The following is a 12,020-nucleotide window of genomic DNA, read 5'->3' on the forward strand; positions in this document are numbered from 1 at the left end:
CCGGCGCGGCCCTCGCGGGAGTTGACCGGAGGCGGTTGTCGGTGTGCCCGGTGCGCCCAAGGTGCCCACGGGCAACGCCGGTCCGAGCAGCCGTGCCACCGCCGCGTGTGCCCCTGGGGGCCCTCCCGCTGTCATGCCCCGACGCTAGGGCGCCGGGGCGGCGGGGGCAACGGGCATCCCGTGTTCCGCTCCCTCGCTGCGTGGTCAGCCGGCCGCGTTGGCGTCCCGGAGCAGACAGGTCAGCCGGGCGGTGCACACCCGCCGCCCCTGCTCGTCGCTGATCACGATCTCGTACGTCGCCGTCGACCGCCCCCGGTGCACGGGTGTGGCCACACCGGTCACCAGGCCGGAGCGGGCGCCGCGGTGGTGTGTGCAGTTCAGGTCGACGCCGACGGCCAGCTTCGAGCTGCCGGCGTGCAGCATGGAGCCGACCGAGCCGAGGGTCTCGGCGAGCACCGCGGAGGCGCCGCCGTGCAGCAGGCCGTAGGGCTGGGTGTTGCCCTCCACCGGCATGGTGCCGACGACCCGGTCCGCCGAGGCCTCGACGATCTGGACGCCCATCCGGGCGCCGAGGTGTCCGGCGGAGAACAGGGCCGGGAGGTCGACGCCGAGTGCGGCGTACTCGTCGATGACCTCTTGCGGGAACTTCACATGCTGCTGCTCGCCCATGGGCCCTGCTTCCGTTCGTCGGTCCGACTCAAGCGACGACTGAGCAAACGCTCAGTCGGTCGACGATTGTTCCAGACGGACCACGACGGACTTGCTGGCCGGGGTGTTGCTCGTGTCGGCGGTGGCGTCCAGCGGCACCAGGACGTTGGTCTCCGGGTAGTACGCGGCTGCGCAGCCCCGCGCGGTCGGGTAGACGACGACCCGGAAGCCGGGCGCCCGCCGCTCCACGTTGTCCCGCCACTCGCTCACCAGGTCCACGTACGAGCCGTCCGCGATCTTCAGCTCGCGCGCGTCCTCGGCGTTGACCAGGACGACCCGGCGGCCGTTGGTGATGCCCCGGTAGCGGTCGTCGAGGCCGTAGATCGTGGTGTTGTACTGGTCGTGCGAGCGAATCGTCTGGAGCAGCAGACGGCCCTCGGGCAGCCGGGGGTACTCGACCGGCGCGGCGGTGAAGTTGGCCTTGCCGGTGGCCGTCGGGAAGCGGCGCTCGTCGCGCGGGGCGTGCGGGAGGGTGAAGCCGCCCGGCTTGGCCACGCGCGCGTTGAAGTCCTCGAAGCCGGGGATCACGCGTGCGATCCGGTCGCGGATCGTCGCGTAGTCCTTCTCGAACTCCTCCCAGGGCACCGTGCTGTCCTCGCCCAGCACCCGGCGGGCCAGCCGGCAGACGATGGCCGGCTCGGACAGCAGGTGGGCGCTCGCGGGCGCCAGCCGGCCGCGTGAGGCGTGCACCATGCCCATGGAGTCCTCGACGGTCACGAACTGCTCCGTGTTTTTCCCGTTCGGGCTGACCTGGAGATCGCGCTCGGTGCGCCCCAGGGTGGGCAGGATCAGCGCACGGGCGCCTGTGACGACGTGCGAGCGGTTGAGCTTCGTCGAGACGTGCACGGTCAGCCGGGCGCGTCGCATGGCGGCCTCGGTGACGTCCGTGTCCGGGGTGGCCGACACGAAGTTGCCGCCCATGGCGAAGAACAGCTTCGCCTCGCCGTCGCGCAGGGCGCGGATGGCGCGTACGACGTCGAGGCCGTGCTCGCGCGGCGGCGCGAAGCCGAACTCCTTCTCCAGGGCGTCCAGGAAGGCCGGGGCGGGCCGTTCGAAGATGCCCATGGTGCGGTCGCCCTGCACGTTGGAGTGGCCGCGGACCGGGCACACGCCCGCGCCCGGGCGGCCGATGTTGCCGCGCAGGAGAAGGAAGTTGACGACCTCGCGGATGGTGGGCACCGAGTGCTTGTGCTGGGTGAGGCCCATGGCCCAGCAGACGATGGTGCGCTCGGAGGCGAGCACCATGCGCAGGGTCTGCTCGATCTCCGCGCGCGTGAGGCCGGTCGCGGTGAGCGTCTCCTCCCAGTCGGCGGCGCGGGCCGCCGCGGCGAACTCCTCGAAGCCGTGGGTGTGTTCGTCGACGAAGGCCTGGTCGACGGCGTCGGGCGCTTCGAGGATCAGCTTGTTGAGGAGCCGGAAGAGGGCCTGGTCGCCGCCGAGGCGGATCTGCAGGAACAGGTCGGTGAGGGCGGCGCCCGCGGTGAGCCCCTTGGCCGTCTGCGGGTTCTTGAACTTCTCCAGGCCGGCCTCGGGCAGCGGGTTGACGCTGATGATCTTCGCCCCGGCGGCCTTGGCCTTCTCCAGGGCGGAGAGCATGCGCGGGTGGTTGGTGCCCGGGTTCTGTCCGGCGACGATGATCAGGTCGGCCTGGTACATGTCCTCCAGGAGGACGCTGCCCTTGCCGATGCCGATGGTCTCCGACAGGGCCGAGCCGGAGGACTCGTGGCACATGTTGGAGCAGTCCGGCAGGTTGTTCGTGCCGAGCTGGCGCGCGAAGAGCTGGTAGAGGAACGCGGCCTCGTTGCTGGTGCGGCCCGAGGTGTAGAAGACGGCCTCGTCGGGGGAGGCGAGCGCGGCGGTCTCCTCGGCGATGATGTCGAAGGCGCGCTGCCAGTCGACCGGTTCGTAGTGCGTGCCGCCCTCGGGGAGGTACATGGGGTGGGTGAGCCGCCCCTGCTGGCCCAGCCAGTAGCCGCTGCGGCCGGCCAGGTCGGCGACGGGGTGGGCGGCGAAGAACTCCGGGGTGACCCGGCGCAGCGTGGCTTCCTCCGCCACCGCCTTCGCGCCGTTCTCGCAGAACTCCGCGGCGTGCCGGTGGTCCGGCTCCGGCCAGGCGCAGCCCGGGCAGTCGAAGCCGTTCTTCTGGTTGACGCGCAGCAGGGTCAGGGCGGTGCGCTTCACGCCCATCTGCTGCTGAGCCATGCGCAGGGAGTGACCGACGGCCGGCAGCCCTGCCGCGACATGCTTCGGCTCGCCGACTCGCGGCGCGTCCTGCACCGGGTCCGCCTTGGGCGGCTTGCTCGCCATCGCACGCTCTCCTTCACCGTCGACCTGCCGAGACCGCGATACACCCTCGACTCCCGTCCGATCCTCGCACGCGACACCGACAACAATCACGGCCCACCTGCCACGGACCACACGCACTGAGGATGCACACCGCTGCCCTCCCGGGCGGGCGAAGGGGCACGGGCGGGGGTGTGGGCCGGGTGCGGGGGCCTGGGCGGCGGACACGGGTGCGGGCGCCGGGCGCAGTGCGTGCGGGGAGCGGGGGAGCGGGGGAGCGGAGCCCGTGGCCGACGAGGCCCGCCGATTCCGGGAGGGCCGCGCCCGCCGCCGGCCCGAGCGCCGCCGGCCCGAGCGCCGCCGGCCCGAGCGCCACCGGTCCGATCGCCGTGGGTCCGAGTGGCGTCGGGCTGCCGGCGTGGGGCTGAGCGTCGTCGGGCCGCTGCCGTGGGGCTGAGCGCCGTCGGGCTGCCGGCGTGGGCCGGTCGCCATGTCCGGTCACCGTGGGCTGACGCTGTTGGGCTGCCGCCCTGGGGTCGGTGGCCGTGGGCGGGGCGCAGCCGGGGGCTCGGTTGCCGGGCGCTGGGGTCGGAGTGTCAGTGGGGCGTGGCAGGATCGGGGGCGTGGCAGAGACAGCAGCGAAGAAGACCGAGACCTCCCCCGGCGGCAGCCGGCCCCGCCTGATGCTCATGGACGGGCACTCGCTGGCCTACCGCGCGTTCTTCGCGCTGCCCGCGGAGAACTTCACCACCGCGACGGGCCAGCCGACGAACGCGATCTACGGCTTCGCGTCGATGCTGGCCAACACCCTGCGTGACGAGGCGCCCACGCACTTCGCGGTCGCCTTCGACGTCTCCCGCAAGACCTGGCGCTCCGAGGAGTTCACCGAGTACAAGGCGAACCGCTCGAAGACCCCGGACGAGTTCAAGGGCCAGGTCGAGCTGATCGGCGAGCTGCTGGACGCGATGCACGCGCAGCGCTTCGCGGTGGACGGCTTCGAGGCCGACGACGTCATCGCCACGCTCGCCACCGAGGCCGAGGCCGAGGGCTTCGACGTGCTGATCGTCACCGGCGACCGGGATTCGTTCCAGCTGGTCACCGAGCACACGACCGTGCTGTATCCGACGAAGGGCGTCTCGGAGCTGACCCGGTTCACTCCGGAGAAGGTCGTCGAGAAGTACGGGTTGACCCCTGCCCAGTACCCCGACTTCGCGGCGCTGCGCGGCGACCCGTCCGACAACCTCCCGGGCATCCCCGGCGTCGGTGAGAAGACGGCCGCGAAGTGGATCAACCAGTTCGGTTCGTTCGCGGAGTTGGTCGAGCGGGTCGAGGAGGTCAAGGGCAAGGTCGGTCAGAACCTGCGCGACCACCTGGAGACGGTGAAGCTCAATCGCCGGCTCACCGAGCTGGAGCGGCGCGTGGAGCTGCCGAAGTCGGTCACCGACCTGGAGCGGGCGCCCTACGACCGCACGGCCGTCGCGATGGTCCTGGACACCCTGGAGATCAGGAACCCCTCGCTGCGCGAGCGGCTGCTGGCCGTGGACCCGGGCGGCGTGGAGGCCGAGGCGGCCCCCATCGACACCGCGGGCGTGGAGCTGGACGGCGCGGTGCTGGGCACCGGTGAGCTGTCCGGCTGGCTCGGGGAGCACGGCACGCAGACGCTGGGCGTCGCCACGGTGGACACCTGGGCGCTGGGCTCCGGCTCCGTCGCCGAGGTGGCGCTGGCCGCCGCCGGGGGGCCGGCCGCCTGGTTCGACCCCTCGCAGCTGGACGAGGCCGACGAGCGCGCGTGGGGCGACTGGCTGGCCGCCGAGGACCGGCCCAAGGTCCTGCACAACGCCAAGGGCGCGATGCGGGTCTTCACCGAGCACGGCTGGAGCGTCGCCGGTGTCTCCATGGACACCGCGCTCGCCGCCTATCTGGTCAAGCCGGGCCGCCGCTCCTTCGACCTGGACGCCCTGTCCCTGGAGTACCTGAGCCGCGAGCTGGCCCCCGCGGCCACCGCCGACGGCCAGCTCGCCTTCGGCGCGGACGAGGGCGCCGAGGCCGAGGCCCTGATGGTGCAGGCCCGCACCATCCTCGACCTGGGTGAGGCGTTCCGCGACCGGCTGGAGGAGGTCGGCGCGGCGGACCTGCTGCGCGACATGGAGCTGCCCACCTCGGCCCTGCTGGCCCGCATGGAGCGGCACGGCATCGCCGCCGACCGCGCCCACCTCGAGGCGATGGAGCAGATGTTCGCGGGCGCCGTCCAGCAGGCCGTGAAGGAGGCGCACGCGGCTGCCGGGCACGAGTTCAACCTGGGCTCGCCCAAGCAGCTCCAGGAGATCCTCTTCGGTGAACTGGGCCTGCCGAAGACCAAGAAGACGAAGACCGGTTACACCACCGACGCGGACGCCCTGGCCTGGCTGGTCGGCCAGACGGACAACGAACTGCCGGTCATCATGCTGCGCCACCGCGAGCAGGCGAAGCTGCGCGTCACCGTGGAGGGCCTGATCAAGACGATCGCCCCCGACGGCCGTATCCACACCTCGTTCAACCAGACGGTCGCCGCCACCGGCCGGCTGTCGTCCACGGACCCGAACCTGCAGAACATCCCGGTCCGTACGGACGAGGGCCGGGCGATCCGCCGCGGCTTCGTCGTCGGCGAGGGCTTCGAGTCCCTGATGACCGCCGACTACAGCCAGATCGAACTGCGCGTCATGGCCCACCTCTCCGAGGACGAGGGCCTGATCGAGGCGTTCACCTCCGGCGAGGACCTGCACACCACGGTCGCCTCCCAGGTCTTCACGGTCGACGCGGACCACGTGGACGCGGAGATGCGGCGCAAGATCAAGGCGATGTCCTACGGCCTGGCGTACGGCCTGTCGGCGTTCGGTCTCTCCCAGCAGCTGAACATCGACGCGGGTGAGGCCCGGGGCCTGATGGACACCTACTTCGAGCGCTTCGGCGGAGTCCGCGACTATCTGCGCCGGGCTGTCGACGAGGCGCGGGCCACGGGCTACACGGCGACCCTGTTCGGCCGCCGCCGCTACCTCCCCGACCTCAACAGCGACAACCGCCAGCGGCGCGAGGCGGCCGAGCGGATGGCCCTCAACGCGCCCATCCAGGGCACCGCGGCGGACATCGTCAAGATCGCCATGCTCAAGGTGGGCGACGCGCTGCGGGCGGCGGACCTCACCTCCCGCATGCTGCTCCAGGTCCACGACGAAATCGTCCTGGAGATCGCCCCCGGCGAGCGCGCGGCCGTGGAGGAGCTGGTCCGCCGCGAGATGGCCGACGCGGTCCACCTCAGGGCCCCGCTCGACGTCTCGGTGGGCGTCGGCCCGGACTGGGAGTCGGCAGCGCACTAGCCTCCGGCGGCGGAACGGAGGCCCCCGCACGGCACCGGGGGCCTCCCCGCACCCCTCCTCCGCCGCGACCTGTATCCGGGCAACCAGGCCGTACGGCCCACCGGCCGGATGATCCTCTACCACCTGTCCGACCTGCGACTGCGGGTCGGCAACGCCACCGACCCGCCCACCATCGTCATCAGCCGAGGCATCCAGCTCCGCCTCCTCGGCCTACTCGGGGAACCAACACATCCCCGCTGGCCAGAGACCTCAATGGATTACCCGTGAAGGGCCTTGGGGGCGAAGTAGTGGCCTGCGTCGATGTCGGCGATGAGGCCGGGGTGGGCCGGCTCCCAGCCGAGGAGCTCACGGGTGCGGGCGCTGGAGGTGAGGTTGTCGAGGCCTATGAAGGCGGCGAGGAACTGGAAGTAGTCGGGCACTTCCTCGGCGGGGACGGACTTGGCGGGGACGTCGAGGTTGCGGGCGATGGCCTCGGCGATCTCGCGCAGCGGGATGCCCTCGTCGCCGACGGCGTGCAGGCGGGAACCTGCGGGGGCCTTCTCCAGCGCGAGGCGGAACAGGCGGGCGGCGCCGAGGGTGTGGCCGGCCGGCCAGCGGTTGGCGCCGTCGCCGGGGTAGCCGGAGTAGCCCTTGGCGCGGGCGAAGCCGATCAGCGCGGGGGTGAAGCCGTGATGGTCGAGGTCGCTGTGCACCAGCGGAGGCAGCCGCACGGCCGAGGAGCGCACGCCGCGCTCGGCCATCGCGATCACCGCGTTCTCGGTGTCGATCCGCGGCCCGGCCGGTAGGAAGTCGGCCTCGGTGCCTGCCCGTCCGCTGATGCCGCCGAGCGCGAGCATCAGCGTGCCCGAGGCGATGACGAGCGGTTTGCCGGTGCCGGAGCCGGCCAGCGCGTCGCCCATCGCCTCGACGGCGCGCCGGTCGGCGTCCACAGCGTCGAGGAAGGCACCGGAGCGCATCGCCTCGTGCTTGAACGCGAGATGGATGACGCCGTCCGCGGAAGCGGCGGCCTCGCGCAGGCCGTCGAGGTCGTCCAGGTCGCCGCGGCGGACCTCGGCCCCGAGCGCGGCGACCGCCGCGGCGGAGGAATCGGAGCGGGCCAGGCCGGTGACGTGGTGGCTGGCGGCGAGCAGCTCCGGGATGACCGCGGAGCCCAGGTGGCCGGAAGCGCCGGTGACGAATACGCGCATGAGAGAAACCTCCAAAGAGCTGACCGTCCCGGTGCCGCCGCGCGGGTGCGGGGGCGGAACGCATCAATGACACTTGGTGTCATCACCCTAGCAAGTGACGACACCAGGTGTCATCACTAGGATGGGGGCATGGGTCGATGGGAGCCGAACGCGCGCGGCCGCCTGGGGCGGGCGGCGATGGAGCTGTACGTGGAGCGCGGCTTCGACCGCACCACGGTCGCGGAGATCGCCGAACGGGCCGGCCTGACGAAGCGGACCTTCTTCCGCCACTACGCCGACAAACGCGACGTGCTGTTCGCCGGCATGGCCCCGCTGCGGGAGGTGGTCGTGCGCGCGGTCGCCGAGGCGCCGGCGTCACTGACCCCCTTCGCGGTGGTCTCCCTGGGGCTCGAGACGGCGGCAGAGATGATCCAGGAGCGGCCCGAGGACGTGAAGATGCGTCAGGCCGTCATCGATGTGCATCTCGAACTGCAGGAACGCGAGTTGGTCAAGCTCGCCGCGCTCGCCCGGGACATCGCCGCGGCGCTGCGAGGGCGCGGACTCGACGCGTGGCTCGCGCGCCTGGTCGCGGAGGCGGGCATGGCCGCATTCCGGGTCGCGTTCGCCCGCTGGATCGCGAACTCCGCGGAGGGGCCGCTGACGCAAGTCGTCAGGGAGTCGATGGAGGAGCTGGCGGCGACCATCGCAGAGGGTTGAGCCAGTGCCATGGACTGTCACCTCTATGAAGCCGCTTCCCAACTGGCCTGGTTGACTGTGTCCCCCGCATTCGGTTGACGTATGCAGTCGTTCGTCACTCCGTGGAATCATCGGCAGCCGGGCGGTTGCGGATCTCTGCGAAGGTGGTGGGCGGGCATGGCGGCCGGCTGGGAGTGAGACGACGCGTTGTTCTCGGATACTGCCGCCTATTACCAGCACGGGAGGCTTCTGGATGAATCGTGACCTGGTGGCGGCAAACCATCCGGGACATGCTCCAGCCCGGCGGGGCGCTGGTGCACATCTCGGACTTGAAGACTCAGGCCCGAGCCGTCGACGATCCTCCGTATCCGGCGGTGCCCTACGCGGCGATCGAGGAGCAGCCCCTCTTCCGCAGGCCACCCATTCGTGAAGATCAACCGGTAACAATGAGTCGCCACTGGGCACGGTGCGCCCTGCGATCCGACGAGCCCGGATGGCCCGCTACGGGGTGCTGACGCGGTTCTCGTACTCGCGGCGGGCCTTGCGCTGTGCCGGGACCGCCGAGGTTCCTGGGCGCAGGGTATAGCCCTGGCCGCGCCGTACGGTGACGCCCTGGTCGAGCGTGGCACGCTCGGCGGGCTTCAGGTCGGCCGCGCGGAGGAAGTCGGCGACCTTGCCAGGCATGTCGAGGGCGACCGCCAGCTCCGGGGCCGGGGCGTCCGGAGCAGCGGCCGTGTACTCGGGCAGGAGGTCGGCGACGGCGGTTCGGATGGCGCCGCGGCTGACGTCGTGGTCGCGGGCGAGGGCGGCGATGGAGCGGCCTTCCAGATACGCGGTGCGCACGGCGTCCACCTTCCTCGCCACTACGGCCGGGCGGCGGCCGCCCTTGTTGCCCTTGGCCTCGGCCGCCCTCAGCCCGTCGTAAGTCAGTTCGCGCTGGAGGTCACGCTGGAGGTCCCCGGCGGCGGCGAGGGTCTGCCCCATGAACTTCACGGTGGACAGCAGCTCCCGGTGCCGCGGACACCGCTGTTGGCGATTCCCCGAGTCGACACAGAGGTGCGGCTCGTCCGGTGCGGCACGCGTCAACGCAGGTTCGAGTCAGCCGATGGAGGAGATGCCGCCCTCGCGGGCGTCGAGTAGCTCGTCCCAGTGCTCGGCAGCCCATTGGCACGCGGCGGCCAGCGGCTCCAGCGTGCTGCGGCCCAGCGGTGTCAGCGCGTACTCCACCCGCAGTTTCGGGTCGGCGTGCACGGTGCGTGACACGAACCCGTTCCGCTCCAAGCCGCGGAGCGACTGGGTGAGCGCCTTCGGGGTGACGCGACTCAGTGGTACGCGGAGTTCGGAGTATCTGCGCGGGCCGTCGTCCAGGCAGCGGAGGACCATGGATGCCCATTTGTCACCGAAGCGGAAAGGCAGCAGCGCGGACGGGCACAGCTCGTCGAACAAGTCGGGTGGCAGCGGTGGCCGTTGCGTCATTGAGGGTCTCCCGTCTCAGGTCTTGGTATCCAGTTGGTGACCGACCCTCTGGATATCTTCTGGAGCATCGACTCAACGGGAGGTATTCCGACGATGGGCAGGATCGTGGTTGTCGGGGCGGGTGGCTGCTCGACAGCCTCACCGATTCGCACCCGTCCTCCTCTGGCCGGGAGGAAGTCGGCTTGCCGCACCTCAAGTCAACGTCAGATTTGCAGTAACGGGCATCGAATGAACACCGTTATTTCGACCTATAAAGGTAAGGCAGGACATTATGCGTGCAGCCCGCTTCCATGAATACGGCGGAGCGGAGAGCCTGGTGATCGAGCAGGCCTCCGACCCCCACCCCGGACTTGGTGAGATCCGTGTCCGCGTCGCGGCGGCCAGCGTCAATCCCATCGACTGGAAGCTGCGCGCCGGCACCCTGCACCAGCTGATTCCCCTGGAGCTACCCGCCATCCCCGGGCGCGACGCCGCCGGCGTGGTCGACGAAATCGGTGACGGAGTGCAGGGGGTGAGCATCGGCGACCGCGTCTTCGGGCTGGGCGGTGTCACCGGCGCAACCGCAGAGCTGGTCATCCTCTCAGCCTGGGCCCACGCCCCCGACACGTGGAACGATGAGCAGGCCGCGGGCGCCGGCCTCGCGTCCGTGACCGCGATGCGTGGCCTGCACGCGCTCGGCTCCCTGGCGGGGCGCACCCTTCTCGTCGAGGGCGCCGCCGGAGGCGTGGGCGGCGCGGCAGTCGAGATAGCTGTGGCACAAGGTGCCACCGTGATCGGGACAGCCAGCGAACGCAACCACGAGTTCCTCACCTCTCTCGGCGCCGTTCCCACCACCTACGGCCCCGGCCTCGCGCGGCGCCTCTCCGCTCTCGCTCCGCACGGCGTCGACATCGCGCTCGACACCGCGGCCTCCGGATCCCTGGACGACCTCGTCGCGATCACGGGCGACCCGACACGCGTCGCGACGGTCGCCGACCACGCAGGCGGGCAGCGCCTGGGCACGCATGTGGTCAACGCGGAGAACGACTCCACCCTCCTGTCCGCGGCCGCGGAACTGGGCCGGCAAGGCCGCTACACACCCCGTATCGAACAGACCTACCCCCTGGAGCGGATCGCCGACGCCCACGCGCACGCCGAGCGCGGACGCACACGCGGAAAGATCGTGATCTGCATCTGACTCGCCGAAGCGGCGGATGTGCTCGGTCAGGTACGGCGAGATGCGGGCCAGGTCGTCGGGGTCGACGACGTGGCCCTCCTCCTGGACCTGGCGGACGATCTCGGCGATGTCGAGGGCGTTGTGGAAGATCACCGCGTTTCGTGAGCAGCGCGTTGAACTTCGCGGTCTTCTCCTGTTCGACTGGGTCGTTGTCGGTGATGACGCCGCCTTGGCCAAAGCCGATCCACTGGGAGAAACCGTTGAATGCCTCGGCCTTGTCCGTCGCGGCGGTCACCCGCCGGCGCAGCGGGGCATCGGAGAGGTAGCGCAGCAGCTGCGATGACGTTGCGGCCCGGCTCCCCGGACAAGGCGTCGATGTGTACGTACTCGGCGCTCTTCGACGGCCGGTAGAAGGTCAGGTCCTTCCAGTTCCGGATTCTGGGCATGAGGTCGAAGCCCAGCAGATGGGCCAGCGTGAAGACAGGGAAGCTCTGGCCCTGTGTGTCCGCGTGCACGGTGGTCGGCTTCACCTCGGAGGTGTTCTTGAGCAGGCCCTCGATGATGTCGACGGCCTCCCATACCCCGCGTGTCCATGTGGGTGCCGTCCGCGGCGGCCGTGGAACCGTCGCCCCACGCCTGTGAGATGTCCGGGCGGGCGTGCGCGTTGACCAGGTCGGCGATCGCCTCGTTCAGGGGCGGGATGGAGAAGTGACGGGTTCGTGGCCAGCGACAGTTCGTGCCCGCTCACGCCCGGGATGTGCCGGGCGGCCTCGTAGGGGCCCATGTTGGTGCCCTTCACGAAGATGGTGATCACGTACCGGCCGAAGGGGTCCTTCAGTTTCGGCTCGTTGCCGGACGCGGGCCCGAAGCGGCGCCACCACTCCACCCAGTACGCCGTGCGGGAGATGATCCCGATCAGCGAGCGCTCCGGCATCCGGGCCTTGATCTCCTGCTCCAGAGCCTTCGCCGCGGCCCACTCGACCTCGTCGCGGCTCGGCGCGAAGAACAGATGCAGCTCATGCGCGGTGATCAGCCGCTTGAACCGCGGATACGCGGTCCTCTCAATCGAGGTCAAAGCCCACCCCGCCCCAGACGAAAGCCAACGTCACCACCAACGACACTGGGTCGTGCCCCATCTTGAATTGAGGCGCTCCTAACGGGTGACCCGCGAAGTACGGAGCTAGT

The 12,020-nt window shown here is 70.7% G+C and carries 8 protein-coding genes and 4 pseudogenes; 3 read left to right on the forward strand and 9 right to left on the reverse strand.

Annotated features, from left to right (window positions below):
- Positions 1 to 204: 204 nt before the first annotated feature.
- Both ACFPIH_RS06270 and ACFPIH_RS06275 read right to left on the reverse strand, forming a co-directional pair.
- On the reverse strand, positions 205 to 669 hold the full coding sequence (locus ACFPIH_RS06270; protein ID WP_381175167.1) for a PaaI family thioesterase: 465 nt from the start codon (positions 667 to 669) through the stop codon (positions 205 to 207).
- A 51-nt stretch (positions 670 to 720) separates the two neighbouring features.
- Positions 721 to 3,015, reverse strand: a complete 2,295-nt coding sequence (locus ACFPIH_RS06275) for an FdhF/YdeP family oxidoreductase (RefSeq protein ID WP_381175165.1) — start codon at positions 3,013 to 3,015, stop codon at positions 721 to 723.
- 599 nt (positions 3,016 to 3,614) lie between these two features.
- Here ACFPIH_RS06275 and polA point away from each other — a divergent pair.
- Entirely contained in the window at positions 3,615 to 6,341 is a 2,727-nt protein-coding gene (gene polA, locus ACFPIH_RS06280) for a DNA polymerase I (RefSeq protein WP_381182063.1), read from the forward strand.
- A gap of 257 nt (positions 6,342 to 6,598) precedes the next feature.
- Here the strand turns inward: polA and ACFPIH_RS06285 are convergent, their stop codons facing one another.
- The gene (locus tag ACFPIH_RS06285; RefSeq protein ID WP_381182065.1) at positions 6,599 to 7,528 is read right to left on the reverse strand and encodes an SDR family oxidoreductase; all 930 of its coding nucleotides are present in this window, start codon (positions 7,526 to 7,528) and stop codon (positions 6,599 to 6,601) included.
- A gap of 129 nt (positions 7,529 to 7,657) precedes the next feature.
- On the opposite strand from ACFPIH_RS06285, the gene ACFPIH_RS06290 reads away from it, so the two are divergent.
- Positions 7,658 to 8,224, forward strand: a complete 567-nt coding sequence (locus ACFPIH_RS06290; protein WP_381182067.1) for a TetR family transcriptional regulator — start codon at positions 7,658 to 7,660, stop codon at positions 8,222 to 8,224.
- A gap of 480 nt (positions 8,225 to 8,704) precedes the next feature.
- Here the strand turns inward: ACFPIH_RS06290 and ACFPIH_RS06295 are convergent, their stop codons facing one another.
- Together ACFPIH_RS06295 and ACFPIH_RS06300 are read right to left on the reverse strand one after the other, a co-directional pair.
- Positions 8,705 to 9,187, reverse strand: coding sequence for a resolvase (locus ACFPIH_RS06295; RefSeq protein WP_381182069.1), 483 nt, complete (start codon positions 9,185 to 9,187; stop codon positions 8,705 to 8,707).
- A gap of 114 nt (positions 9,188 to 9,301) precedes the next feature.
- A complete protein-coding gene (locus ACFPIH_RS06300; protein WP_381182070.1) occupies positions 9,302 to 9,679 on the reverse strand; it encodes a winged helix-turn-helix transcriptional regulator in 378 nt (125 codons plus the stop codon).
- Positions 9,680 to 9,950: 271 nt separating this feature from the next.
- Here ACFPIH_RS06300 and ACFPIH_RS06305 point away from each other — a divergent pair, with 271 nt between their 5' ends.
- The gene (locus tag ACFPIH_RS06305; protein ID WP_381182072.1) at positions 9,951 to 10,856 is read left to right on the forward strand and encodes an NADP-dependent oxidoreductase; all 906 of its coding nucleotides are present in this window, start codon (positions 9,951 to 9,953) and stop codon (positions 10,854 to 10,856) included.
- A gap of 60 nt (positions 10,857 to 10,916) precedes the next feature.
- On the opposite strand, the pseudogene ACFPIH_RS06310 reads toward ACFPIH_RS06305, so the two are convergent.
- From ACFPIH_RS06310 to ACFPIH_RS06325, 4 pseudogenes are all read right to left on the reverse strand, one after another.
- Positions 10,917 to 10,988, reverse strand: a pseudogene (locus ACFPIH_RS06310) (hypothetical protein); the annotation flags it as partial.
- A 67-nt stretch (positions 10,989 to 11,055) separates the two neighbouring features.
- A pseudogene (locus ACFPIH_RS06315) lies at positions 11,056 to 11,130 on the reverse strand (hypothetical protein); the annotation flags it as partial.
- A gap of 121 nt (positions 11,131 to 11,251) precedes the next feature.
- Positions 11,252 to 11,537, reverse strand: a pseudogene (locus tag ACFPIH_RS06320) (Tn3 family transposase); the annotation flags it as partial.
- Positions 11,538 to 11,565: 28 nt separating this feature from the next.
- A pseudogene (locus tag ACFPIH_RS06325) lies at positions 11,566 to 11,769 on the reverse strand (Tn3 family transposase); the annotation flags it as partial.
- Positions 11,770 to 12,020 lie beyond the last annotated feature (251 nt).

The organism is Streptomyces vulcanius, assembly GCF_042653945.1.
Lineage (GTDB): Bacteria > Actinomycetota > Actinomycetes > Streptomycetales > Streptomycetaceae > Streptomyces > Streptomyces mangrovi.